Below are 24,976 nucleotides of genomic sequence, written 5' to 3' on the forward strand. Positions count from 1 at the left end.
TGCCCCGGGCCGCACACGGCGCGCAGGAGGGGACCGAAGCGGATCCGCCACGCGTTTCCCCTGCCGTCACGGGCCCGGGAACGATTGAATGGTGAGCCGACCACGAGCGGAGAAGGAACCCATGCCCGAACCCAGCGCCGACTGGTGGAAGTCCAGCGTCGTCTACCAGGTCTATCCGAGCAGCTTCAACGACAGCGACGGCGACGGCGTCGGCGACCTGCCCGGCGTCATCGAGAAACTGGACTACCTGAAACTGCTCGGTGTGGACGTGGTGTGGCTGTCACCCGTCTACCCCTCGCCGTGGCACGACAACGGCTACGACATCAGCGACTACACCGGCATCGACCCCCGGTTCGGGACCCTGGAGGACTGGGGCCGGCTCCGGGACGGGCTGCACGAGCGCGGTATGCGCCTGGTGATGGACCTGGTCGTCAACCACACCAGTGACCGGCACCCCTGGTTCACCGCCTCCCGGGCGGGCGACGACGACAAACGCGACTTCTACTTCTGGCGTCCGGGCCGGGACGGGGGTCCGCCCAACAACTGGGGCTCGGTCTTCTCCGGTCCCGCCTGGACCTACGACGAGGAGCGCGGCGAGTACTACCTGCACCTGTTCAGCCCCTCCCAGCCGGACCTGAACTGGGAGAACCCGCGGGTGCGCGCGGCCGTGCACGAGGTGGCCCTGTGGTGGCTGGCCCGGGGAGCGGACGGGTTCCGGCTGGACGTCATCAACTTCGTGTCCAAGAACCCCGACCTCCCGGACGGGCCGGTGGCCGGCGACCACGGCGTCTTCGCCGAACACGCCGTCAACGGGCCGCGCCTGCACGAGTTCCTGCACGAGATGCACGAGCGGGCCTTCGCCGGGCGCGACGTGCTCACCGTGGGGGAGATGCCCGGGGTGGGCGTGGAGCAGGCGCGCATCCACACCAACCCGGTCAACCGGGAACTGAACATGGTGTTCCAGTTCGAGCACGTGGACCTGGACCACGGCCCCGGCGGCAAGTTCGACCCCCGCCCGCTGGACCTGGTCCGGTTGAAGGCCTCGCTCAACCGCTGGCAGGTGGGCCTGAACGACCGGGGCTGGAACAGCCTGTACTGGAACAACCACGACCAGCCGCGCGCGGTCTCCCGGTTCGGCGACGACGGCCGGTACCGGGTGGAGTCCGCGACCGCGCTTGCCACCACGCTGCACATGATGCAGGGCACCCCGTACGTCTACCAGGGCGAGGAACTGGGCATGACCAACGCCCACCTGGACGACATCGCCGACTACCGGGACCTGGAGACCCTCAACTACCACCGCACCATGGTGGAGACCGGCAAGGTCGACGCCGACGCCGCCATGGCCGGCATCGCCCGGATGAGCCGGGACAACGCGCGCACCCCGATGCAGTGGGACGCCGGTGAGAACGCCGGGTTCACCACCGGGACGCCGTGGATCGGGGTGAACCCCAACCACACCGGGATCAACGCCGAGGCCGCGATCGCCGACCAGGGGTCGGTCTTCCACCACTACCGGCGCCTGATCGAGCTGCGCAAGGAGCACCCGGTCGTCTCGCACGGCAGCTTCACCCCGCTGCTGGAGGAGGATCCCCTGGTCTACGCCTACACCCGTACGTTCAACGGACAGGTGCTGCTGGTGCTGGCCAACTGGAGCGACCGGACGGCGCGGGTGGACCTGCCCGGGGACGTGGCGGGACCCGAACCCGAACTGCTGCTCGGCAACTACCCCGCGCCCGAACACGCCCTGGCCCCGCTGCGCCCCTGGGAGGCCCGTATCCATCTGGCCCGCTGACCGCGCCGCCCCTCGCGGAACGGGGCCGTGAGTACTGTGTTGGCAGCCGAGCGAGCGGAATTGGGGCTTTCATGAGGATCGTCATCGTCGGAGCCGGTACGGGCGGACTCGCCCTGGCCCGAGGGCTCATCCGGCAGGGGCACGCGGTCGAGGTCCACGAGCGGGCGGCCGACCTCCGTTCCGACGGTGCCGGGCTCGGCCTCCACCCGAACGGCACCGCCGCCCTGAGCGCCCTGGGCGTGGACGCCGGGGAGATCGGACGGCGCCTCGACGGTGTGCGCAACCGCGACCCCTCGGGGCGGGTGCGCCATACGCTCGACACGGACGCGGCCCGCGACCACTACGGCTCCGGGAGCCGGACCGTGCCCAGGAGCGCGCTCCTGGAGCTGCTCGCCGAGGGGCTGCCCGAGGGCACGGTGCGCTTCGGCCGGGCCTGCACCCGGGTACGGGTGAACCCCGACGGCACCGTGAGCGCGCTCTTCGGTGACGGCAGCAGCGCCACGGGTGACGTGGTGGTCGGTGCCGACGGGGCCCGCTCGGCGGCCCGGCGCGACCTGTGGGACCGGGACCCCGCCCGCCCCACCGGGTGGGCGAGCTGGCAGGCGCTCGCCCCGGTGCCCGTGGGCCTGGCGGCGGGCACCGACGCGGCCCTGGTCCAGGGGAGGCAGGGCACGTGCGGGTTGGCCCCGGCCGGGGACGGGCTCGTGTGGTGCTGGTTCGACGTGCGCTGGCGTCCGGGCACCCCCCGCCCCGAGTCCCCGGCGGCCGTGCTGCGCAGGCTGTTCGGCGACTGGACGGACCCGGACGTGCGCACGGTGCTGGAACACGTCCGGGACGAGGACCTCGTGCTGACCGAACACGTCCGCCACCGGGTGCCCAGGGTCTGGGGCAGGGGCGGTGCGACCCTGCTGGGCGACGCCGCGCACGCCTTCCCGGCCTCCGCCGCGCAGGGGGCCGACCAGGCGTTGGAGGACGCGTGGGCGCTGAGCCTGGCGCTCGCGGAGGAGGGGGCCGCCGCCGACCCCGCCGCCGCGCTGCGCCGGTACGAATCGGTCCGCAGGGGGCCCGTCTCCCTGGCGTTACTGGCCTCGGGGGCGGAGGCGGTCCTGCGCCTGTCCGCGCCCCGCGTCCTGGGCCGGGAGCGGGCCGGTGCCATGGCCGCCCGCCGGTACGTCGGCTATCTGGGCGGGGTGAGCAATGTGCTCACCGACCGCCGTCCCTGAACCGCGACGCCGAACCGCGACGCAGGACGGGCGCCCCTCCCACCGGGACGGGCGCCCGTCCTGCGTGCGGGACCGGGCGAGTCGGCGCTCGGGCTTCATATTTTTTGAAATCCCCTCAGGTGAGGTTAGACTAACCTATGTTCCTATTGGGGATTTGCCCAGATATGCCTGGATTTTGTGCTGCCCGTACCCGGGCGCCCCCCTGCAAACGGCCCGCCGAAGACGACGCGGCCGCTCCCCGTGACCAAGAAAGCAGTGAGCATGAACCCCACCCTGCGCCGTGTCGGCGGTATCGGACTCACCGCGGCCCTGGCCCTCGGCCTGGCCGCCTGCGGCAACGGCGACGAGAGCGCCGAGAGCACGGACGGGGGCGCGGCCTCCGCCGGGGACGCCTTCCCCGTCAGCATCGAGAGCGCCCTGGGCACCGCCGAGATCCCCGACCGGCCCGAGCGCGTGGTCACCCTCGGCCAGGGCTCCGCCGAGACCGCCATCGCCCTGGGCACCGTGCCGGTCGGTATCGAGAGCTACGAGTGGGGCAGCGACGACACCGGCTACCTGCCCTGGATCCACGAGGCCGTCACCGAGTCCGGCGAGGAGCTCCCCGAACAGTTCGCCGGCGCCGACGACATCGACTTCGAGGCGATCATCGAGCTCGCCCCCGACGTCATCCTCGCCCCCTGGTCCGGTGTCACACAGGAGCAGTACGACATCCTCAGCGACATCGCCCCCACGGTCGCCTACCCCGACCTGCCCTGGAGCACCGACTGGGACCAGCAGATCGAGATCATCGGCGAGGCGCTCGGCCAGCCCGAGGAGGCCGGGGAACTGGTCACCGAGATCGAGGAGCGCTTCGAGCAGGCCGCCGCCGACCACCCCGACTTCGCCGACCTCACCTTCTCCTACATCTACACCGACGGCCCCGGAACCCTCGGTGTCTTCATGCCCGACGAGCAGCGCGTGGCCATGGTCCGCAGACTGGGCCTGGAGGTGGACCCGGTCGTGGAGACCCTCCCCGAGGCCGAGGGCACCGACTCCGCCGTCATCGGCCTGGAGAACGCCGACAAGCTCGCCGACAGCGACCTCGTCTTCACCTTCTACAGCGACCCCGAGACCCGCGCCGAGATCGAGGGCCAGGACCTGTACGCGGCCATTCCCGCGATCGAGCGGGGCGCCGTGGTCACCAGTGACGACACCTCCTTCGTCACGGCCTCCTCGCTGATCAACCCGCTCACCGTCCCCTGGGTCATCGACCGCTACGTGCCCCTCATCGAAGAGGCCGCCGACCAGCTCGACGACTGACCCACCCCAGGTGAACGTGAAGACGACGACCCCGAAGGCCGGGCCCGCCCGCGCCGTGCTCGTGCTGGGCGCGGGCGCGGCGGCCCTGGCCGGTGCGGTCCTGCTCAGCCTGGTCGCGGGCAGCAAGCCCACGGCCCCCGCCGAGGTGTGGCGGGCCCTGGCCGGCGGCGCCGACCCCTACACCGTCACCGTGGTGCAGAGCCGGATCCCCAGGACCCTCGTCGGGGTGGTCGCCGGGGCCGCCCTCGCGGTGGCCGGGACCCTCATGCAGGGCATCACCCGCAACCCGCTGGCCGACCCCGGGCTGCTCGGCGTGAACGCCGGGGCGGCCGCCGCGGTGGCCACCGCCACCGCCGTGCTCGGCCCCACCTCGGTCGCCGGAACGGTCTGGTGGGCGCTGCCCGGCGCACTCCTGGCGGGACTGGCCGCCCACACCGTGGGCACCAGGGGCGGCGACGGCGGCATGGTGCGCCTGCTCCTGGCCGGGGCGGTGGTCTCGGCCGTCCTGACCGCCTACGTGCAGGCCGTCGCGCTGAGCATGCCCGAGGTCTTCGACAGCTACCGCTACTGGGTGGTGGGCTCCCTCGCCGGACGCGGCACCGACGTGGTGACGGCGGTCCTGCCGGTCCTCGTCCCCGGCCTGCTCATCGCCCTGGCCGTCATGGGCGGCCTCAACGCGCTGGCCCTGGGTGACGAGGCGGCCGTGGCCACCGGCGCCAACGTCACCGTCACCCGTGCCGGCGGGCTGCTCGCCGGGGTCCTGCTGGCCGCCGGGGCCACCGCGGCGGCCGGCCCCATCGCCTTCGTCGGCCTGGCCGTCCCGCACGTGGTGCGTGCCCTGGTGGGGGCGGACTTCCGGCTCCAGGTGCCCTTCGCGCTCCTGGCCGGCCCCACGCTGCTGTTGGCGGCCGACGTCCTCGGCCGCACCGTCGTGCGGCCGATGGAGCTGATGGTCGGCGTGGTCACCGCCTTCGTGGGCGCCCCGGTACTGCTGTACGTACTGCGTAGGACGAAGGGGGCCGCATGAGCCGGACGACCCCGAGGCACCCGTTTCCCGAAGCGGAACCCCCGGATACGGAATCCCCGGACACGAACCCCCCGGGCAGCGGGCCCCTCCCGGCCTCGGACGTCCGCCCCACCGGGCGCGTGCTGCGGATCGGGCGCGTCCTCGCCCTGCCGGTGCACCCGCGCTCGGTCGCGGCGGCACTGCTGGTGCTGGCGGGCCTGGCCGCGGCCGCCGCCGCCACGCTGAGCCTGGGGCGCCTCGGCGTCCCCCTCGCCCAGCTGCCCGCGGTGCTCGGCGGACAGGGCGAGGCCACCCACCTCTTCGTGCTCGAACGCCTGCGCGGCCCCCGGCTGGTCGTGGCGGCGGGCACCGGGGTCGCCCTGGGCCTGGCGGGCGCCCTCTTCCAGTCGGTCACCCGCAACCCCCTGGGCAGCCCCGACGTGATCGGACTCGCCCCGGGCGCCGGGGCGGGGGCCGCCGTGGCCGCCCTGATGCTGCCGGGCGCGGTCCCGGTGCCCGTGGGCGCACTGGCCGGTGCGGTCCTGGCCATCGTCACCGTGTACCTGGTGACCGGCACCGGGCTGCGCGACCCCGGTCGGCTGATCGTCGCCGGGATCGGCGTGGCCGCCATGGCATCGGCCTTCACCCACTTCGTGGTCTCGGTGATGGCCCGTGACCAGGCCAGCGTCCTGTCCGCCTACGTCAACGGCAGCCTGGGCGCGCGCTCCTGGGACCACGCCGCGACGATCTGGCTGGCGGTGGCCCTGACACTGCCGTTCGTGCTGGCCCTGGCCAAGCCGATTACCGTCAACGAGATGGGCGACGAGCTCGCCGACTCCCTGGGCGCCCGCGCCACCGCCACACGCACCGGGGCGGTCGCCCTCTCCGTGGTGCTCTCGGCCGCCGCGGTGAGCGTCGCCGGGCCGATCGCGTTCCTCTCGCTGACCGCACCGCAGATCGCCCGTCGGCTGAGCGCCGCGCCGGGGCCCAACCTGGTCCTGTCCGGGATGGTGGGCGCCCTGCTGCTGGTCTGCGCCGACCTGGCCGTCCAGCACTCGCCCGTCGGGGACGGACTGCCGGTCGGCCTCTTCACCATGGCCCTGGGCGGCGTGTACCTGGGCTACCTGTTGATCCGTGAATGGCGAAAGGGAACTCTTTGAGCGGCGAGGACGCGCGTCAGGAAACCGCACCGGTGCTGTCCGCCCAGGGGCTCACGCTCGGCTACGGGGGCGACCCGGTCGTGCGCGAGTTGGACCTGGGTATCGAGGAGGGCGAGTTCACCGTCATCGTGGGCCCCAACGGCTGCGGAAAGTCCACCCTGCTCAAGGCGTTGGGGCGGGTCAACAGGCCCGAATCCGGCCGGGTGCTCCTGCACGGCCGCGACATGCGCTCCCAACGGCCCAAGGCGGTCGCCCGCCGACTGGCGCTGCTGCCGCAGAGCCCCCTCGCGCCGGAGGGCATCACCGTCCGGGCCCTTGCCGCACGCGGCCGGTTCCCCCACCACACGCTGCTGCGCCAGTGGACCCCGCGGGACGAGACCGCCATCGCCCGCGCCCTGGAGCTCACCGGGCTGTCCGAGCTGGCCGGGGCCCCGGTGGGCTCGCTCTCCGGCGGTCAGCGCCAACGCGCCTGGGTGGCGATGGTCCTGGCCCAGGACAGCCAGACCCTGTTGTTGGACGAACCCACCACCTACCTGGACATCGCCCACCAGTACGACCTGCTGGAGCTGTTCGCCGACCTGCATCGGCGCGGCCGCACGGTCGTCGCGGTCCTGCACGACCTGGCCCAGGCGGCCCGCTTCGCCACCCGCCTGGTGATGATGGACGGGGGAGCGGTGGTCGCCGACGGCGCACCCGCGGACGTCGTGACGGCCGAGCGGGTGGAGGCGGTGTTCGGGCTCGCCTGCGACGTGGTCCCCGACCCCCGGACCGGCACCCCGCTGGTCATCCCGCACGAGCGCGCCCTGCGGGGTGAACGCGCCAGCCGGTGAGTCCTGCGGCCCCGCCCCCGCGGGCGGGGTCAGCGGGGAGCGGGCCCCGGTTCCTCGCGCTCGGGCCGGGCCGTCTTGTACTCCTCCCAGCGCTCCAGGAGGACGTCGTGGTAGCCGTCCAGCCAGGTCATGTAGTCGTACATGTTGCGCAGCCGGGTGCGGGAGGACGCGCCCAGACCGGGGAGGCGCTCCAGGGCGCTGGCGGCGAGATCGCGCTGCTGGCGCAGGTAGGAGCGCTCGTTGCGGAGGAAGCCGCCCCACACGTCCTCGTCCATGCTGATCAGCCGGGAGCGCTGGCCGGGCACCTCGACCAGGGTCACGAAGCCCAGCTCGCGCAGGCGGCGCACCGACTGCGACACCGAGCCCCGGCTGACCCCGGCCCCTTCGGCGACCTCCTCGGCGCTGACCGCGTCCCGGTCGGCCACCAGGAGGTAGCCCACGATGCGCCCCTCGGTCCTGGGACGGCCCTGGGAGTTCCAGTACTCGGAGAAGCGTCCGACGAACTCGTCCCTGAACCGGTCCGCCTCGTCCCCGGGCCCGCGGGCCGGATCCGCCTCCGACGGTCGTTCCTGTCGTGCCCCCTGCGCCATGGGGGCCACGATATCGCCCCGCCCGGGCGCTCCGGTGTCAGTCACGGCGCTGGGTCCCCGGACGGCGCTGGGACTCCAGCAGGCGGGACAGCGCCGACCACACGTCCTCCAGGTCCTGTCCGTTTTCCGACTCGGCCAGCCACAGGGCCGCCTCGTTCATGGCACCGGACAGCAGGCGGGCCAGGGGGGCGACCGGTTGGGGGCGCAGGATCCCCGACTCGGCCAGCTCGGTGAGCGACTCCTCCAGGTGGCGGGCGGAGGAGGACTCGTCGAGTGCGCGCCACTGGTTCCACCCCAGCACGGCGGGGCCGTCCACCAGCATGATCCGGCGTACGTCGGGTGCGGTGCTGGCGGTGAGGAAGGCCCGGCACCCGGCGGTCAGCTGCTCCCACGGGTCGGTCCGGGCCTCGGCGGCCCCGGCCACGGCGGCGCCCACCTCCTGTTGGACCTGTTCCAGGACGGCGCGGAACAGCGCGGGCTTGCCGTCGAAGTGGTGGTAGAGCGCGCCCTTGGTGACCGCCGAGGCGGCCACGATCTCGGCCAGGCCCACCCCGCCGTACCCGTGTTCGGTGAACAGGCGGCGGCTCTGAGCGAGCAGTGTCCGTCTGGTCCGGGCGCGCTGTTCGGCCCGGGCCCCGGTGTCCTTGGGCAACGGTCCTCCTCTTGACATACCGATGGTACGTCAATAGTGTAACTCGACATACTGTTGGTATGTGAAAGGAGATCCATGAGGCTCAAGAGCTTCTACCCCGTCCTGTGCACACCCCGGCTCCAGGAGAGCCACGCCTTCTACAGGGAGTGGTTCGGCTTCGAGGACGCCTTCGTGGCGGACTGGTACGTCAGCCTGCGCCACCCCGGGTCGCCCGGCTACGAGCTCGGCCTGCTGGAGGCGGGGCACCCGACCCTGCCCGAGGGCCACCGGGACGCGGCCCGGGGCGTGCTGCTCAACTTCGAGGTCGCCGACGCGGACGCCGAGTGGGAGCGGCTCGTGGTCCGGGGCGGCCTCGAACCCGTGCTGTCCCTGCGCAGCGAGGACTTCGGCCAGCGGCACTTCATCGTGACCGACCCCGCCGGGATCCTGGTGGACGTCATCACCCCGATCGAGCCCTCCGGCGAGTACGCGGAGCAGTACCTCGACTGACCGCCTCCGGTCCCCGTTCCCGAGGGCCCGTGCCCGCACGCCGGGTACCACCCGGTCGGTATGCTGGCTCGGTCGGTGGCCGAATCACCACCGAGGGAACGGGGGCACGACGTGAGGCGGGACATGGTACGAGGACAGCGGACGGCCGAAACCGGAGCCGAGCGCGGGACCGTGCCCGAACGCCTGCTGGGGGCCGCCACGCGGCTCTTCGCCGAGAAGGGGTTCGAGAGCACGTCGGTACAGGAGGTCGTGGCCGCCGCGGGCGTCACCAAGGGCGCCATGTACCACTACTTCGGTTCCAAGGACGACCTGCTCCACGAGATCTACGCCCGGGTCCTGCGGATGCAGACCGACCACCTCGTCGAGATCTCCTCCCGCGAGGCGCCCGTCGCCGAACGCGTCCACGCGGCCGCCGCCGACGTCATCGTCACCAGCATCGCCAACCTCGACGACACCAAGATCTTCTTCCGGTCCATGCACCAGCTCGCCCCGGAGAAACAGCGCAGCGTCCGCGCCGAGCGCCGCAAGTACCACGAGCTCTTCCGGGCCATGATCGGGCAGGGCCAGAACGAGGGCGTCTTCCGCGACGACGTGCCCGCCGAACTGGTCGTGGACTACTTCTTCGGCTCGGTGCACCACCTGGGCACCTGGTACCGGAGCCAGGGAGAGCTCTCCGGCACCGACGTGGGCCGCCACTTCGCCGACCTGCTCCTGGCGGGCCTGCGCCCCGGGGCCTGACCTCCGGATCCGGCCCCGGGGGAACGGCCCGACCCCCGGCGCAGCCGAAGGGCCGGGGGCGCCGACCACCCCCGGCCCTTCGGAACGCGCCGTTCCCGGCCGTCGACGGCCGCTACGCGTACTTGCGCAGCTCCGCACGGGCCAGCGAGCGCAGATGCACCTCGTCGGGCCCGTCCGCCAGCCGCAGCGAACGGATCCCCGCCTGCCAGGCGGCCAGCGGCAGGTCCTGGCTGACCCCGGCGGCGCCGTGCGCCTGGACGCACTTGTCCAGAATCCACTCCACCGTGCGCGGGGTGGCGATCTTGATCGCCTGGATCTCGCTGTGCGCACCCTTGTTGCCCACGGTGTCCATCAGGTAGGCGGTCTTGAGCACCAGCAGGCGCAGCTGCTCGATCGCGACCCGGGCCTCGGCGATCCACTCACGGACCACCCCCTGCTCGGCCAGGGGCCGCCCGAAGGCCACCCGGTCCAGCACACGCCTGCAGGTCAGCTCCAGGGCCCGCTCTGCGACGCCGATGGAACGCATGCAGTGGTGGATGCGGCCCGGGCCCAGACGGGCCTGCGCGATCGCGAACCCCTCACCCTCACCGCCGATCAGGTTCTGCGCGGGGACGCGCACGTCGTCGAAGAACACCTCGGCGTGGCCGCCGTGGTCGCTGTCGTCGAAACCGAACACGCTCATGCCGCGACCGATCCGCAGACCCGGGGTGTCGCGCGGTACCAGCACCATGCTCTGCTGCCGGTGCCGCTCGGCCTCGGGGTCGGTCTTGCCCATCACGATCAGGATCTCGCAGGCCGGGTTGAGCGCCCCGCTGATGAACCACTTGCTCCCGTTGACCACGTACTCGTCACCGTCCCGGACGATGCGGGTGGTGATGTTGGTGGCGTCGGAGGAGGCGACGTCGGGCTCGGTCATGGCGAAGGCGGAACGGATCCTGCCGTCCAGGAGCGGTTCCAGCCACTGCTTCTTCTGCTCGGGGGTGCCGAACATGGTCAGCACCTCCATGTTCCCGGTGTCGGGGGCGGCGCAGTTCAGGGCCATGGGGGCCAGGCGGGAGCTGCGCCCGGTGATCTCGGCCAGCGGCGCGTACCGGAGGTTGGGGAGTCCGCCGTGCTCGGGGTGCCCGGCCAGGAACAGGTTCCAGAGCCCCTGCTTGCGGGCCTCGGCCTTGAGGTCCTCGACGACCGGGGGGATCGCCCAGGGGTCCGTGCGCTCCTCCAGTTGGGCCTCGAACACGGGTTCCGCGGGGTAGACGTGTTCGTCCATGAAGGTCAGGAGCCGCTGGCGCAGTTCCTCGGTCTCGGCGTCGTAGGCGAAGTCCATCTAGTCCTCCTTGAGCATGGTGTGGGCGCGCTCCACCAGAGGGGCGACGACGTCGCCGATCCCGTCGAAGCCCGCTCCCACGGTGAGTCCCCGGCTGTGCCGGTAGTGGATGCCCTCGGCGATCACCGCGAGCTTGAAGCAACCGAAGGCCACGTACCAGCCGAGCCGGGACACGTCCCGACCGGTCGCGGCCGCGTACATCTGGACCAGTTCGGGGGAGTGGGGGAAACCCTCGGCCGAGGTGGCGGGCAGACCGCCGCCGGTGACCGGCTGCTCCCGGTAGACGAGCATCAGGCCCAGGTCGACGAGGGGGTCGCCGAGCGTGGCCATCTCCCAGTCCAGTACCGCGGTGAGCCGTCCGTCCCCGTCGACCAGCACGTTGTCGAGCCGGTAGTCGCCGTGCACGATCGCGGGCGCGGACTGTTCGGGCAGCGAGGCGGCGAGCCGGTCGCGCAGCTCGTCGATCCCGGGGATGTCCCGGCTGCGGGAGGCCTCCAGCTGCTTGCTCCAGCGCCGCACCTGGCGCTCCAGGAAGCCGGCCGGGCGGCCGAAGTCACCCAGACCCACCTCCTCGGGGTCCACCGCGTGCAGGTCGCCCAGCGTGGTGACCAGCCCGTCGGCGACCCTGCGCACGCCCTCGGCCCCGAGCGGGGCGATCTCGTCGCGGGTGCGGAAGGGGGTGCCCCGCACGTGCTCCATGACGTAGAACGGCGCCCCCAGCACCTCGGTGTCCTCGCACAGCAGGTGGGTGCGCGGCACCGGGACGGCGGTCTCGTGCAGGGCGGTCATGACCCGGTACTCGCGGGGCATGTCGTGCGCGGTGGCCAGTACGTGCCCCAACGGCGGTCGGCGCACCACCCAGGAGCTGGTGCCGTCGGTGACCACGTAGGTCAGGTTGGACTTGCCGCCCGCGATCACCTCCCCGCTGAGCGGACCCGAGACCAGCCCGGGGGCTTCGCCGTCCAGATGGGAGCGGAGCCGGTCCAGGTCCAGGCCGGGAAGTTCGTCGCTCATGCCTGCTCCTCGTCGCTGAACACCTTGGCCTGGAGCCGGCGCATCCCGGCCAGCCAGGCGTCGGTGTCGGTGGCCCTGGCCGCGTAGTAGTCGGCGGCCTGGGGGTGGGGCAGGATGAGGAAGCGCCCGTCGGCCAGCCCCGCCATCACGGCGTCGGCTACCTCCTCGGGGGTGATGGCGTCCCCGGCCAGGATGGCCTGCCCTCCCGAACCCGAGTCGTCGAGCATGTTGGTGCGCACGCCCAGGGGGCACACGCACTGCGTGGTGATGCCGCGGTCCCCGTAGGTGGCCGACATCCACTCGCCGAAGGCCAGCGCCGCGTGTTTGGTCACCGAGTACGGGGCGCTGCCCAGCATGGTGAGCAAACCCGCAGCGGACACGGTGGTGAGCAGGCGGCCGCGGCCGCGCTCCAACCAGCCCGGCAGCAGTTCCCGGGAGGCGCGTACGTGCGCCATCACGTTGACCTGCCAGGACAGGTCCCAGTCGGCCTCCGGTGCCTCGGGGCCGCCGCTGACGGCGACCCCGGCGTTGGCCATGTACAGGTCGATCCCGCCCAGGTGGGCCCCGGCCTCGGCGATCAGGGCGGTGACGCCCTCCTCGCTCGCGGCGTCCCCGGGCACGGCGATCCCGCCGATCTCGCCCGCCACGGCCTCGGCGGCGTTCGCGTCCAGGTCGTTGACCACGACGCGGGCCCCGGCCCCGGCCAGCCGGCGGGCGACCGCCGCGCCGATCCCGTTGCCGCCGCCGGTGACCACGGCTCCGATGTCGTTCAGCTCCATGCCGTTCACACCCCTCCGGTGAGGGTGACGCCGCCGTCCAGCACCAGGGTGCGGCCGGTGACCCACGCGGCGTCCTCGGAGAGCAGGAACGCGACCGCGCCCGCGACGTCCTCGGGCAGGCCCAGGCGGCCCAGCGGGTACTGGGCGGCGACCTTCTCCTCGCGCCCCTCGTACAGGGCCTCGGCGAAGCGGGTCTTGACCACGGCCGGGGCGACGCCGTTCACCCGGATGTCCGGGCCCAGTTCCACCGCGAGCTCCTCGGTGATGTGGCTGAGCATGGCCTTGGTGGCCCCGTAGAAGCCGATACCCGGAGCGGGCTTGGTCCCGGCCACGGAGGAGACGTTGACGATGGCGCCGCCGTGCTCGGCCAGCCAGGCCCTGTGGACCTTCTGCACCCAGGAGATCGCCGAGAGCGCGTTGACCTCGAAGATCTTGCGGGCGGCGTCCAGGTCGAGGTTGACCATGCGGCCGTAGACCGGGTTGATCCCGGTGTTGTTGACGAACAGGTCGACGCTACCGAAGGCCTCCAGGGTGGCGGCGATCGCCGCGTCCTGGTGCTCGGGGTCGTCGGCGCGGCCGGGGACGCCGATGGCGTGCTCGGGGCCGCCGAGGGCCTGGACCGCCTCCTGGAGGGTTTCGGGCTTGCGCGCGGTGATGCACACGCGGGCGCCCTCGGAGACGAGCCGTTGGGCGATGGCCAGGCCGATGCCGCGGCTGGCACCGGTGATGATGGCGGTGCGCCCGCCGAACCGCGAAGTCATGCGTACTCCTTAGACCGACTGGTCGGTATGTCAGGGAGACTCTATGTCCGCGAAGGTGCGTGCCGCAAGGGGTACGCGGGCAGGTCAAGGGCGAGAATGGCTCGGACGCGGGCAAGGGGCGCCCGCACCGGACACACAGGAGGTGCCGCCATGGCCACCGAGGTCACCGACGTTCCCGACAAGCGCCGCTACGAGGTCAGAGCCGACGGCGAGGTCGCCGGATACGCCGAGTACATCCTCACCGACGACCTCATCACCTTCACCCACACCGAGATCGACCCCGCCTTCGAGGGCAGGGGGATGGGCAGCGTCCTGGTCCGCGAGGCGCTCGACGACGTACGCGGCCGCGAGCTGGCCGTGCTCCCGTTGTGCCCCTTCGTCAAGGGGTGGATCGAACGCCACCGCGACTACGCCGACCTGGTGTACCGCTCCCCGGGCGAGTGAGCGCCCCGGGCCCCGACCACCCGTCACCCGTCGCAGGAGGCCGAGAGTGAGCATCGACTACGGGCGCGAGATCAGCTTCGGTGTCTTCCCCTCACCCGAGGCCGCCGCGCTGGAACGCACCCTGGCCGTGGTCGACGCCGCCGAACGCGGCGGACTCGACTTCGCCGGAATCCAGGACCATCCCTACCAGCGGCGGCACCTGGACACCTGGAGCCTGATGGCCGCGGTCCTGGCCCGCACCGAACGGCTGCGGGTCTTCCCCGACGTGGCCAACCTCCCGCTGCGCCCGCCCGCGGTCATGGCCAAGAACGCCGCGAGCCTGGACGTCCTCTCCGGAGGGCGGTTCGAGCTGGGGTTGGGCGCGGGCGGCTTCTGGGAGGCGATCGAGGCCATGGGCGGGCCCCGGCGCAGTCCGCGCGAGGCCGCCGACGCCCTGCTGGAGGCGGTCGAGGTGATCCGCCTGCTGTGGTCGGACCAGCGGTCGGTGCGCTTCGAGGGCGAGCACTACCGCCTGGCCGGGGTCAAGCCCGGACCGCGGCCCGTGCACGACATCGGGATCTGGCTGGGGGTGCTGGGTCCGCGCCTGCTCGGGGAGACGGGCAGGGTGGCCGACGGCTGGGTGCCCTCCTACGCCTTCGCCGGACCCGAGAAGCTGCCCGGGATGCACGAGCGCATCGACGAGGGAGCGGCCCGGGCGGGGCGCGACCCCGCCTCGATCCGCCGGGTGTACAACCTGTGGGGGACCATCGGGGAGACGGGCGCCTCGGACAACCCCCTGGACGGCCCGGTGGGCAAGTGGGTGGAGCAGCTGACGGAGTTCGCGGTGGAGTACGGGATGGACACGTTCGTCCTGGGCCCCGCGCGGGACTCGCCCGGGCAGGTGGAGCTGTTCGCCGCCGAGGTCGCCCCGGCGGTGCGGGAGGCCGTCGGCCGGGCCCGGGGCTGAGGTCCGCGGTGAGAGCGCACGAAGGCCTCCCGGGCGGTGTCGCCGCGCCGTCAGGGGGAACGATCGCTCCCGCGTCCGGTTCCTACGGGGGGAGTGGCCCTGGCTTCCACGAGCGGCAGCAGACAGATCACCTGGGAAGGCTTCTTCAACACCCGTGACCTCGGCGGCCTCCCCACCCGCCACGGCCGGACCACCCGTCCCGGGGCCTTCGTCAGATCCGCTGACCCGCGTTTCGTCACCGCCCAGGGGTGGCGGGCCGCCCGTGCCGCCGGTGTGCGCACCATCGTGGACCTGCGCAACCCGGACGAGATCCGGCCGGCTCCGGGTGAGGGGCTGACGGGCCGGGGAGGATCCGTCCCCTTCCCCGCGACGACGCCCCGGGCGCCCCTCCCCCCGGGGATGACGCGTCTGGAGGTGCCCCTGGACCACGTCGAGGACGTCGAGTTCTGGCGGGAGATCAACCGCGGGCAGCTGAACGGGACCCCGCTCTACTTCCGCCCCTTCCTCGAACGCAAGGCCGAACGGTGCGCCGCGGTGATCACCGCGCTGGCACGGTCCGCGCCCGGCGGCGTCCTGTTCCACTGCGGAGCCGGACGCGACCGCACCGGCCTGGTCGCTCTGCTGCTGCTCGCCCTGGCGGAGGTCGAGGCCGAGGCGATCGCCGAGGACTACGCGCTCTCCACCGCCGCGCTCGGACCCCTGTTCGCCGCGATGGGGCGCAAGGACCAGGGGCCGGCGGTCGAGTCCCTGCTGGCCGACCGCGGACTGACGGTGCGCGGCAGTGTCCTCGACGTCCTCGGGGACCTGGACGCGCGGGACCGCCTCCTGGAGGCGGGGGCCGCCGAGGAGGACCTCGTCCGGGTCCGGGACCGGCTCCTGAGCTGACCGGGCCTGCGGGACCGGCGTGAGCCGGATCCGAGAAATGCCCGATATGTGATCTACGTCGTCAAGGTGACGCTTGTCAGTGTCTGGCGGCAAGCTGAGAGGCCACCGCACCGGCACCGGCAAACGCTCGCCCTCGGAATTGGGAAACCGACAACGGACTTTGCGCGGTCGGCAAGTCCGTGGCTATTGTCGGAGAGTGAACGACGACTTCGAGACCGTGCTGGACGCGGTCGGTCCGAGGCTCCGCGCGCTGCGCCGCCGGAGCGGAAGCACCCTGGCCGGGTTGTCCGAGGCCACCGGTATCGCCGTCAGCACGCTGTCCCGGCTGGAGTCCGGTCAGCGCAAGCCGGGGCTGGAGCTACTCCTACCCTTGGCGAAGGTCTACCAGGTTCCGCTGGACGAACTCGTCGGCGCCCCGGACAGCGGTGATCCGCGGGTGTTCCCCCGGCCGTTCACCCGCAACGGTATGACCGTCGTCCCCCTCACCCGCAAACCGGGCGGGCTGCAGGCCTTCAAGCAGATCCTTCCGCCCGGGCCGGACGAGCCCCTGGCGGAGCCCCGTTCGCACGAGGGCTACCACTGGCTCTACGTGCTCAACGGGCGCCTGCGCCTGATCCTCGGCGACCAGGACTTCGTGCTCGCCGCGGGTGAGGTCGCCGAGTTCGACACCCACCTGCCGCACTGGTTCGGCAACGGAGGCGCACAGCCGGTCGAGTTCCTGAGCCTGCTGGGCCCCCAGGGCGAACGGTTCCACATCAGGGCCCGTTACCGGCCCTCGCCGTAGCCCCGGGGGCGCGCGGACCCCGGCTCTAGGCCGAGGTGTCCAGGGTCAGTTTGCCGACGGTCCCGCGGCCGCGCAGGTCCTCGTGGGCGCGACGGGCCTCGGACAGCGGGTAGCTCTGGCCCAGGACCGGCCGCAGGCGGCCCTCGGCGACCAGGGCGAACATCTCGCGCATCGCACCGCCGACCACGTCACCCGGCAGCAGCCAGGCGTGCGGCAGCCACATGCCGCTCACGGTGGTCGAGAAACGCATCAGGTTCGGCAGCTGCACGGACTTGGGCTGCTCGCGCGAGGCCATCCCGTAGAAGGCCAGTCGGCCGAAGGGCGCCAGCGCGCGCACGCTCTCGTCGGTGACGCGTCCGCCCACCATGTCGAGTACGACGTCCACCCGGCGGCCTTCGTTGGCCTCGATCAGGGCTGCGGTCATGTCGGGGGCGGCGGAGTCCACTACGGCGTCCGCGCCCAGGTCCAGTGCCAGCTTGCGCTTCTCCTCGCTGCTGGCGACCGCGATCACCCGGCCCGCGCCGAAGTGCTTGGCCAGCTGCACGGCGAGCGTGCCCACACCGCCGGCGGCGGCGTGCACCACCACCGACTCACCGGGCTCCATGCGCACGTTCTTGCGCAGCAGTACCCAGGCGGTCGCCCCCTGCACGACCAGGGCCAGCGCGGCCTCGTCGGAGACCCCCTCAGGGATCTCGAAGAGGGTGTTCGGGTCGGCGGAGGCCTTCTCGGCGTAGCCGCCGCCTCCGGTGAGCAGTCCCACGACCCGGCGGCCGTCCGCGGTCCGCCCCGCGATCTCGGCGCCCGGGACCATCGGCAGGGTGGAGGGCGCCAGGTAGGTGTTCTCGGCCTGGTGGGTGTCCGCGTAGTTGACGCCGCTGCGGGCGACGTCGACGAGGATCTCGCCGGGGCCCGGTTCCGGGTCGGGCAGCTCGGTGGGGGTGAGGACCTCGGGTCCGCCGAACTCGGTGATCTGGATGGCACGCATGGTGGGCCCTTCCTACTGGTTGAGCGGCATCAGCAGGCATCATACCGACCAGGTGGTATGCCCTGGGGCGCGGCCTGGTGGTCGGATCGGATCTCGCTCGCACGGCCTGGCCCCTCGCGGCCGCGGGCCCGGCCGTGCGCCGCGGGGCCGCCCGCGGACCCCTCCGCCGCCGCTGCGGCCCACCTGGTGACCGGACCGGGTGCGTTCCCGGGGCGTGGCGAGGTCTTGCGCGACCAAAACTAACGGTGTTAGGTGGGTGTGCTACCGACTCCCAAGGAGGCACACGTGGACGCCGAACACACCGTGACGACCGTGAACGGCCGGGTCCGCGGGGTCCCCTCGCCGCGCTCCCGAGACGGTCGGGTCACGGTCTACCGGGGTATCCCCTACGCCGCCGCCCCCTTCGGCGAGCACCGCTTCGCCGCGCCCGCGCCCGCACCCTCCTGGGAGGGAACGCGCGACTGCGCCGAATTCGGCCCCCCGCCGCCCCAGGGCAACCAAATGATCGGCGCGGCCCACTGGGACCCGGGCACCTCCCTGGACTGCCTCGTCCTCAACGTCTGGACCCCGGCGACGGCAGGGGAGGACGCCCCGGTCCTGGTGTGGATCCACGGCGGCGCCTACATCGTCGGCTCCGGCTCCGAGGCCCTCTACGACGGCACCCGGCTGGCCGAAAGCGGCCTGGTCGTGGTCAGCGTCAACTACCGCCTAGGCTTCGAGGGCTTCGGCCACGTTCCGGGCCGCCCCGACAACCGGGGCCTGCTCGACCAGGCGGCCGCCCTGCGCTGGGTACGCGACAACATCGCCGGGTTCGGCGGGGACCCCGGCAACGTCACCATCGCGGGGGAGTCCGCGGGCGCCGGCTCCGTGGTCTGCCTGATGACCTCGCCCGAGACGCGCGGGCTCTTCCACCGCGTCGTCGCGCACAGCGTCCCCGGCGACATGGTCACCGTCGACGTCGCCCGTTCCGTCTCCGAGGCCGTGGCCAAGGCCGCCGGGGTGCCGCTGGAGGCCGAGGCCCTGGCAGCCCTGGCACCGGAGAAGATCCTGGAGGCCACCGACGAGGTCCTGTCCGGCAGCGGCCAGGAGGGCGAGGGCGTGCGCACCAAGGCGTTCACCTGCTACGCGCCCGTCATCGGCGGCCCCGAACTCCCCGAACCCCCGCTGGAGGCGGTCGCCCGGGGCGCCGTCGCCGAAACGGACCTGCTCGTCGGACACAACACCGAGGAGTACCGGCTCTTCACCGAACTCGGACAACAGGTGCAGATCGACGGTGAGGAGGCCCTCGCGCACACCGCGAGCCGCCTCGGCCTGGGGGAGGGCGCGGTCGAGGCCTACCGGTCCGTGTACCCCGACGCCTCCCTGCGCGACCTCTTCAACGAGATCCGCGGCGACGCCCTGTTCTGCGAGTACTCCGTCCGGCTGGCCGAGGCGCACGCGGCGGGCGGCGGCAGCGCGTACTTCTTCCGGTTCGCCGCCCAGAGCCGCGTGATGGAGGGCCGCCTGGGAGCCTGCCACGCCTTCGACCTGCCCTTCGCGTTCGGCAACCTGGACTGCGACCTGGCGGTGTTCCTCTGCGACGGGGAGCCGGACGCGGGCCTGCGTGCGCTGTCCGAACGCATGGTGGCGGCCTGGAGCGGTTTCGCGGCCACCGGCGACCCGGGGTGGCCCGCGGTCCGTCCCGGCACGACCGTGGTGCGCACCTGGGACACGGAGGACTCGTTGGCGGAGGGTGACGCCTCCCCGGTGCGCGCCCTGTGGGCGGACGTGCCGATCCCCTCCCGTTAGGGCGCGGCCCCCGACGCGGAGGGCGTGCGCGAGGCCTCGCGGCAGCCCCCGTCGCACACCGGCTCCCGACCGGTATCCGGATCGATAGCATGCGGATACGGGGTCGGTTACTGGTGTGACGGGGGTTGTTTCATGGTGGAGGACGTTCCGGAGGCGCTGCTGTCCGCCCGCGACGACGTCGCGCGCTTCCTCATGTCCTACAAGTTCGCCATCGACACGGTGATGGCGAAGGTGAACATCCTCAACGAGGAGTTCCGCTACACCCACGACCACAACCCGATCGAGCATGTCAGCTCCCGGCTCAAGACCCCCGCGAGCATCATGGAGAAGGCGCGCCGGCGCGGGGTGCCCTACGACCTGAACCAGATCCGCGAAGCCATCCTGGACATCGCCGGGATCCGGGTGACGTGCAGTTTCATCTCGGACACCTACGAGATCCGGGACATGCTGGCCGGGCACGAGGACATCACGGTGATGGAGGAGCGCGACTACGTCCGCAACCCCAAACCCAACGGTTACCGCAGCCTGCACCTGCTGGTGGAGACAGCCGTGCGGATGTCCGACCGCACCCTGGACGTGCCGGTGGAGATCCAGATCCGCACCATCGCGATGGACTTCTGGGCCAGCCTGGAACACAAGATCTACTACAAGTACGCCAAGTCCGTACCCCAGGAACTGCTCGACGAGCTCCGCGAGGCGGCCGAGACCGCCAACCGGCTGGACGTGACCATGGAGCGCCTGCACGCCGAGGTCCGGGAGCAGGGGGACCGGGCCGGGACCCCGCTGCCGGGGCCGGAGGAACTGCGCAAGCTGCCGCTGGCCGACGAGCTGCTGGTCGCCCTGGCCGAGCGGGTCAACTCCGAGCGCTCCGACTGATCCCGGGCGCGGCGCCGGGGATCAGTCCGCCTCGGTGCGGGAGGTGACCTCGCGGGAGAGCAGGATCCGTTTCTCCCGGGTGTCGGCGGTGAGCACGGTGAGGAACTGGCTGCCGTTCTGGACGACGTAGGCGTGCACCACCTCGTCGTCCCCGAGTTCGATGCGTTCGGCGGGTACCCACACCTCGTCGACGACGGCCGCCCCGAGGAGGACCGCGGCCAGGGCGAGGATCCCGACCCGGGCGACGAGGCGGTGGAAGAACCGGCGGACGGGGCCGCTGCGCAGGTCGACGAGGACCAGGAACGCGAACCAGGCCAGAGCCGCCGCCAGTGCGGGCCACGCGGAGAAGGAGAGCACGGCGGCCGCGAACACGACCGCGAGGGCCACGACGACCAGCAGGGATCCGGGGGAGCGGTTGCCCTCGCGCAGGTGGCGCAGGTGCCCGGCCGCGGTCAACGGTACGAAGAACGCCATCAGCCACAGGGTGATCCGCTCCGCGCCGAGGAAGGTCCCCACCACGACGGTGACCGCGTCGCCGAAGTCGATCGCGTCGGCCAGCCCGAACGCGGTCCGCCAGTCATAGTGGGTGACGGCCATCAGGCGCAGCAGGACGAACACGAAGGCGGCACCGGCCGCCGTGGTGCCCGCGGACCACAGGTGCGCGTTGCCCCGCTCCGGCCGCGGCTCGGTTCCGGTACTCGCCTCGCTCGTCCCGCCCATGGGCCCTCCGTGTTTCGTGTGGCGGACCGACGACCGTCGGGGCGGCCCCGATCCCGGTGCTCACGCTAGTGACAGGCGGCCTGACATGCGTCGATGCCGCACCGGCGGAAGCGGTACCGACCGGTCGGCGCGCGGGATCGGGTTTCGGTGCGCGCGCACCCGGATAGTCGAGGGTCAGGACCGGGCCCGCCAGGGCCGGGCAGCGCTGCGGAAGGTCGTCACCGGTGGACACCACGATCACCCTGCACGTGGACGGCGAGGAGCGGGTGCTCACCGTCGACACCCGAACCACACTCCTGGACGCGCTACGCGACCGGCTGGGAGTGACCTCGCCGAAGAAGGGCTGCGACCACGGTCAGTGCGGCGCCTGCACCGTCCTGCTGGACGAGCGCCGCGTCCTGTCCTGTCTGAGCCTGGCCGTCGCGCACGACGGCGCCCGGGTGACCACCGCTGCCGGACTGGCCGCCGGGGGCGGGCTCCATCCGGTCGCCCGGGCGGTGCTCGACCACGACGGTCTCCAGTGCGGTTACTGCACGCCCGGCCAGGTCTGCTCGGCCGTGGGGATGCTGGCGGAGGCCGAGGCGGGGTGGCCGAGCCACGCCACCGAGGACCTGACCGCCACCGTCGGACTCGACGACGCCGAGATCCGCGAGCGGATGAGCGGCAACCTCTGCCGCTGCGGAGCCTACGCCAACATCGTCGCCGCGATCCGGGAGGTGTCCGGATGAGACCCTTCGACTACGAGCGCCCCGCCCGCGCCTCCGAAGCCGTCGCAGCGGTGGCCGCCGACCCCGGCGCCCGCTTCCTCGCCGGCGGCACCAACCTCGTCGACCACCTCAAACTGGGGGTGAGCGCCCCCACCGCCCTGGTGGACGTGCGCGACGCCCTCGACGACACCGTCGAGGCGCTGGGCGACGGCGGTGTCAGGATCGGTGCCGGGGTTCCCAACAGCGACCTCGCCGCCCACCCGGAGATCCGGCGGCGCTATCCGGTACTCAGCGCGGCCCTGCTCGCCGGGGCGTCCGGGCAGTTGCGCAACATGGCCACCACCGGCGGCAACCTGTTGCAGCGCACCCGGTGCGTGTACTTCCAGGACGTGACCACGCCCTGCAACAAACGCGAGCCCGGGTCCGGCTGTTCGGCGCTGGAGGGACACGGCCGCGACAACGCCGTCCTGGGCGCCTCGGAGTTCTGCGTGGCCACCCACCCCTCCGACATGGCGGTGGCCCTGTGCGCCCTGCAGGCCCGGGTCAGGGTCCTGGGCCCCGACGGGGAGCGCACCGTCCCCCTCGACCACTTCCACCGGCTGCCCGGCGCGGCCCCGGAGCGGGACACCGTCCTGTCCCACGGCGAGCTCGTCACCGCCGTCGAACTCCCGCCCCTGCCGGAGGCCGCGCGTACCGCCTACCGCAAGGTCCGGGAACGCGCCTCCTACGCCTTCGCACTGGTCTCCGTGGCGGCCGTCGTCCGGGTGCGCGGCGGCCGGTTCGTCGACGCGCACATCGCCTTCGGAGGGTTGGCCCACGTTCCCTGGCGGGCCCGCCGTGCCGAGGAGGCACTGCGCGGCAGGCCCGTGACCGAGGAGGCCTTCCGGGTGGCGGCCGACACCGAACTCGCCGGGGCGCGCCCCGGCCGTGACAACGCCTTCAAGGTGCCGCTGGCCGTGAACACGCTCGCGTCGGTCCTGCGCGAACTCACCGAGGAGGTTCGATGACCGCACCACGGACACCGGCGGTCGGCGCCCCGACGGCCCGGATCGAGGGCCGTGCCAAGGTCACCGGTACCGCACCGTACGCCTACGAGCACCCGGCCGCCGACCCGCTGTACGTGCACCCCGTGCTCTCGACCGTGGCCCGCGGCCGCGCCACCGTCGTGCACACCGCCGAGGCCGAGCTGCTCAAGGGCGTTCACGCCGTTCTGACCAGTGCGAACGCGCCGCGTCTGGCCGACACCGAAGACGCCGAGTTCGCCGTCCTGCAAAGTGACGAGGTGGCCTTCCGGGGCCAGTTCGTGGCCGCGGTCGTGGCGGACAGCCCCGAGACCGCGCGGGAGGCTGCCGCCCTGGTGCGGGTGGAGTACGAGGAACGGCCGCACGAGGTGGCGCTGGACCCCGGCCACCAGGACCTGCACACGCCGCGGGAGAGCGACACGGGGGCGCCTCCCGACACCCGTCAGGGCGAGGTCGAGGCCGAACTGGCGCGTGCGGCGGTCCTGGTCGACGAGGTCTACCGGACGCCCCGGCAGGACAACAACCCCATGGAGCCGCACACCACGGTCGCCCTGTGGGAGACCCTTCCCGACCGGCTCACCCTGCACGACTCCACCCAGGGCGTACACACCGTCCGGGAGACGATGGCCGCCGTGTTCGGCCTGGCCCCCGAGAACGTGCGCGTCACGGCGCCCCACGTCGGGGGCGGGTTCGGCGCCAAGGGCGCGGCCAAGGCGCACAACGTCCTGGCCGGGCTCGCCGCGCGTGCCGTGCCCGGCCGCACCGTCAAGCTCGCGCTCACCCGGCGGCACATGTTCAGCCTGGTCGGCTACCGCTCGCCCACCGTCCAACGGATCCGGCTCGGTGCGGACGCCGAGGGCCGCCTGGGCGCGGTGGTCCACGACTCCACGGGCCTGACCTCGAGGGTCAAGGAGTACGTCGAGCAGAGCGGGCTGTGTTCACGGATGATGTACGCCGCACCCGCCCGTGCGACCACCCACCGGTTGGCGGCCCTGGACGTGCCGATCCCGTTCTGGATGCGCGCGCCGGGCGAGGCGCCCGGCATGTTCGCGCTGGAGACGGCCGTGGACGAGCTCGCCGAGGCGTGCGGGGTGGACCCCGTCGAACTGCGGGTGCGCAACGAGCCCGGGGCCGATCCGGAGACGGGGCTGCCGTGGTCGGGGCGCCGTCTGGTGGAGTGCCTGCGTGAGGGCGCCGAGCGCTTCGGCTGGTACGGGCGGGACCCGTCCCCGGGGCCGCACCGGGACGGGCGGTGGCTGGTCGGCACCGGGGTGGCCTCGGCCGTCTACCCGCGTGCGAACAACCCGGGGTCGGTGGCCGAGATCGAGTACGGGGCCGACGGCCGGTACACGGTCTCCATCGGTGCCGTGGACATCGGTACGGGCGCCCGGACGGCGCTGACCCAGATCTCCGCCGAGGCACTGGACTGCCCCCTCGGGCGGGTGCGGCTGCGGATCGGCGACTCGGACCTGCCCAGGGCCACCGTCGCGGGCGGTTCCTCGGGGACCTCCTCGTGGGGGACGGCCGTCTTCGAGGCGGCCCGCGCCTTCCGCGACGAACACGGGGCCGATCCCGGGCCGGGGGCGCGCACCCGGGCCGAGGCCTCGTACAACCCGGACCTGGAGCGCTACGCGATGTACTCGTTCGGGGCGCACTTCGCCGAGGTGCGGGTGCACGCCGACACGGGGGAGGTCAGGGTGCCCCGGATGCTGGGCGTGTTCTCGGTGGGCAGGGTGATCAACCCGCGCACGGCCCGGTCGCAACTGGTGGGCGGCATGGTCATGGGGCTGTCGGCGGCCCTGCACGAACACAGCGTGGTGGACCCGCGCCACGGCCATGTCGTCAACGGCGACCTGGCCGGATACCACGTGGCGACCAACGCCGACGTGGGCGACGTGCAGGCCCACTGGTTGGACGAGACCGACCCGCACCTGAATCCGATGGGCGCGGCGGGCGTCGGTGAGATCGGCATCGTGGGGATGCCCGCCGCCATCGGCAACGCCGCCCGCCACGCGACGGGTCTGCGGGTACGCGAGCTCCCGCTGACCCCGGACCGCTTCCTGCACTGACCTGCGGACACCGGCTCAGCGGCCACCACCGCAAGGCACGACCACCGACACCACTGCCGCAACGGCGACCGGGGCACGCGATCCCGCGCC

Annotated in this window: 25 protein-coding genes; 17 read left to right on the plus strand and 8 right to left on the minus strand. The window is 72.7% G+C overall.

The features are described 5' to 3' along the window. Positions 1–121 precede the first annotated feature (121 nt). The 6 genes from AC0VYD_RS10110 (at position 122) to AC0VYD_RS10135 (ending at position 7,313) form a co-directional block, all read left to right on the plus strand. Positions 122–1,795, plus strand: a complete 1,674-nt coding sequence (locus AC0VYD_RS10110) for a glycoside hydrolase family 13 protein (protein ID WP_475479618.1) — start codon at positions 122–124, stop codon at positions 1,793–1,795. A gap of 71 nt (positions 1,796–1,866) precedes the next feature. Next, a complete protein-coding gene (locus AC0VYD_RS10115) occupies positions 1,867–3,018 on the plus strand; it encodes an FAD-dependent monooxygenase (protein WP_475479619.1) in 1,152 nt (383 codons plus the stop codon). Positions 3,019–3,279: 261 nt separating this feature from the next. After that, on the plus strand, positions 3,280–4,317 hold the full coding sequence (locus AC0VYD_RS10120; RefSeq protein ID WP_475479620.1) for an iron-siderophore ABC transporter substrate-binding protein: 1,038 nt from the start codon (positions 3,280–3,282) through the stop codon (positions 4,315–4,317). Between the two features lie 10 nt (positions 4,318–4,327). Next, positions 4,328–5,344, plus strand: coding sequence for a FecCD family ABC transporter permease (locus AC0VYD_RS10125; protein ID WP_475479621.1), 1,017 nt, complete (start codon positions 4,328–4,330; stop codon positions 5,342–5,344). After that, a complete protein-coding gene (locus AC0VYD_RS10130; RefSeq protein ID WP_475479622.1) occupies positions 5,341–6,483 on the plus strand; it encodes a FecCD family ABC transporter permease in 1,143 nt (380 codons plus the stop codon). Before AC0VYD_RS10125 ends, AC0VYD_RS10130 begins: the two co-directional genes overlap by 4 nt. After that, positions 6,480–7,313, plus strand: coding sequence for an ABC transporter ATP-binding protein (locus AC0VYD_RS10135; protein WP_475479623.1), 834 nt, complete (start codon positions 6,480–6,482; stop codon positions 7,311–7,313). Before AC0VYD_RS10130 ends, AC0VYD_RS10135 begins: the two co-directional genes overlap by 4 nt. A gap of 29 nt (positions 7,314–7,342) precedes the next feature. Here the strand turns inward: AC0VYD_RS10135 and AC0VYD_RS10140 are convergent, their stop codons facing one another. Together AC0VYD_RS10140 and AC0VYD_RS10145 are read right to left on the minus strand one after the other, a co-directional pair. Then, positions 7,343–7,903: a GbsR/MarR family transcriptional regulator gene (locus AC0VYD_RS10140; RefSeq protein WP_475480234.1), complete on the minus strand. Its 561-nt coding sequence runs from the start codon at positions 7,901–7,903 to the stop codon at positions 7,343–7,345. A 37-nt stretch (positions 7,904–7,940) separates the two neighbouring features. Then, positions 7,941–8,555, minus strand: coding sequence for a TetR/AcrR family transcriptional regulator (locus AC0VYD_RS10145; protein WP_475479624.1), 615 nt, complete (start codon positions 8,553–8,555; stop codon positions 7,941–7,943). A 75-nt stretch (positions 8,556–8,630) separates the two neighbouring features. Here AC0VYD_RS10145 and AC0VYD_RS10150 point away from each other — a divergent pair, with 75 nt between their 5' ends. Next, the gene (locus tag AC0VYD_RS10150) at positions 8,631–9,044 is read left to right on the plus strand and encodes a VOC family protein (RefSeq protein WP_475479625.1); all 414 of its coding nucleotides are present in this window, start codon (positions 8,631–8,633) and stop codon (positions 9,042–9,044) included. Between the two features lie 123 nt (positions 9,045–9,167). Further along, on the plus strand, positions 9,168–9,782 hold the full coding sequence (locus AC0VYD_RS10155; RefSeq protein WP_475479626.1) for a TetR/AcrR family transcriptional regulator: 615 nt from the start codon (positions 9,168–9,170) through the stop codon (positions 9,780–9,782). 112 nt (positions 9,783–9,894) lie between these two features. Here the strand turns inward: AC0VYD_RS10155 and AC0VYD_RS10160 are convergent, their stop codons facing one another. From AC0VYD_RS10160 to AC0VYD_RS10175, 4 genes are read right to left on the minus strand one after another with little or no spacing between them, the layout of a single operon-like run. Beyond that, positions 9,895–11,106: an acyl-CoA dehydrogenase family protein gene (locus AC0VYD_RS10160; protein WP_475479627.1), complete on the minus strand. Its 1,212-nt coding sequence runs from the start codon at positions 11,104–11,106 to the stop codon at positions 9,895–9,897. Then, the gene (locus AC0VYD_RS10165) at positions 11,107–12,120 is read right to left on the minus strand and encodes a phosphotransferase family protein (RefSeq protein WP_475479628.1); all 1,014 of its coding nucleotides are present in this window, start codon (positions 12,118–12,120) and stop codon (positions 11,107–11,109) included. It lies immediately after the preceding gene. Next, the gene (locus tag AC0VYD_RS10170; protein ID WP_475479629.1) at positions 12,117–12,899 is read right to left on the minus strand and encodes an SDR family oxidoreductase; all 783 of its coding nucleotides are present in this window, start codon (positions 12,897–12,899) and stop codon (positions 12,117–12,119) included. Before AC0VYD_RS10170 ends, AC0VYD_RS10165 begins: the two co-directional genes overlap by 4 nt. Positions 12,900–12,904: 5 nt before the next feature. After that, positions 12,905–13,660 carry an SDR family oxidoreductase gene (locus AC0VYD_RS10175; RefSeq protein ID WP_475479630.1) on the minus strand — a complete coding sequence of 252 codons (756 nt, stop codon included), beginning with the start codon at positions 13,658–13,660 and terminating at the stop codon, positions 12,905–12,907. A 150-nt stretch (positions 13,661–13,810) separates the two neighbouring features. On the opposite strand from AC0VYD_RS10175, the gene AC0VYD_RS10180 reads away from it, so the two are divergent. The 4 genes from AC0VYD_RS10180 (at position 13,811) to AC0VYD_RS10195 (ending at position 16,719) form a co-directional block, all read left to right on the plus strand. After that, entirely contained in the window at positions 13,811–14,104 is a 294-nt protein-coding gene (locus AC0VYD_RS10180) for a GNAT family N-acetyltransferase (RefSeq protein WP_475479631.1), read from the plus strand. A 46-nt stretch (positions 14,105–14,150) separates the two neighbouring features. Then, entirely contained in the window at positions 14,151–15,050 is a 900-nt protein-coding gene (locus AC0VYD_RS10185) for an LLM class flavin-dependent oxidoreductase (protein ID WP_475479632.1), read from the plus strand. Positions 15,051–15,143: 93 nt separating this feature from the next. After that, positions 15,144–15,935, plus strand: coding sequence for a tyrosine-protein phosphatase (locus tag AC0VYD_RS10190; RefSeq protein ID WP_475479633.1), 792 nt, complete (start codon positions 15,144–15,146; stop codon positions 15,933–15,935). Between the two features lie 196 nt (positions 15,936–16,131). Continuing rightward, positions 16,132–16,719: a helix-turn-helix domain-containing protein gene (locus AC0VYD_RS10195; RefSeq protein WP_191271259.1), complete on the plus strand. Its 588-nt coding sequence runs from the start codon at positions 16,132–16,134 to the stop codon at positions 16,717–16,719. Positions 16,720–16,744: 25 nt separating this feature from the next. Here the strand turns inward: AC0VYD_RS10195 and AC0VYD_RS10200 are convergent, their stop codons facing one another. Continuing rightward, positions 16,745–17,704: a quinone oxidoreductase family protein gene (locus AC0VYD_RS10200; RefSeq protein ID WP_475479634.1), complete on the minus strand. Its 960-nt coding sequence runs from the start codon at positions 17,702–17,704 to the stop codon at positions 16,745–16,747. A 285-nt stretch (positions 17,705–17,989) separates the two neighbouring features. Here AC0VYD_RS10200 and AC0VYD_RS10205 point away from each other — a divergent pair, with 285 nt between their 5' ends. Further along, on the plus strand, positions 17,990–19,492 hold the full coding sequence (locus AC0VYD_RS10205; RefSeq protein ID WP_475479635.1) for a carboxylesterase/lipase family protein: 1,503 nt from the start codon (positions 17,990–17,992) through the stop codon (positions 19,490–19,492). Positions 19,493–19,624: 132 nt separating this feature from the next. After that, on the plus strand, positions 19,625–20,368 hold the full coding sequence (locus AC0VYD_RS10210; RefSeq protein WP_452543757.1) for a GTP pyrophosphokinase: 744 nt from the start codon (positions 19,625–19,627) through the stop codon (positions 20,366–20,368). Positions 20,369–20,389: 21 nt separating this feature from the next. Here AC0VYD_RS10210 and AC0VYD_RS10215 read toward each other — a convergent pair whose 3' ends face one another. Continuing rightward, positions 20,390–21,088 carry a hypothetical protein gene (locus AC0VYD_RS10215; protein WP_475479636.1) on the minus strand — a complete coding sequence of 233 codons (699 nt, stop codon included), beginning with the start codon at positions 21,086–21,088 and terminating at the stop codon, positions 20,390–20,392. Between the two features lie 224 nt (positions 21,089–21,312). On the opposite strand from AC0VYD_RS10215, the gene AC0VYD_RS10220 reads away from it, so the two are divergent. The 3 genes from AC0VYD_RS10220 to AC0VYD_RS10230 are packed head-to-tail and all read left to right on the plus strand — an operon-like array spanning position 21,313 to position 24,886. Further along, positions 21,313–21,816: a 2Fe-2S iron-sulfur cluster-binding protein gene (locus tag AC0VYD_RS10220; RefSeq protein ID WP_475479637.1), complete on the plus strand. Its 504-nt coding sequence runs from the start codon at positions 21,313–21,315 to the stop codon at positions 21,814–21,816. Next, entirely contained in the window at positions 21,813–22,802 is a 990-nt protein-coding gene (locus AC0VYD_RS10225) for an FAD binding domain-containing protein (RefSeq protein ID WP_475479638.1), read from the plus strand. Before AC0VYD_RS10220 ends, AC0VYD_RS10225 begins: the two co-directional genes overlap by 4 nt. After that, a complete protein-coding gene (locus tag AC0VYD_RS10230) occupies positions 22,799–24,886 on the plus strand; it encodes a xanthine dehydrogenase family protein molybdopterin-binding subunit (protein ID WP_475479639.1) in 2,088 nt (695 codons plus the stop codon). The genes AC0VYD_RS10225 and AC0VYD_RS10230 overlap by 4 nt, the downstream gene beginning before the upstream one ends. The last annotated feature ends 90 nt before the right edge of the window (positions 24,887–24,976 follow it).

The sequence above is a fragment of the Nocardiopsis sp. iso_40 genome (assembly GCF_056173285.1).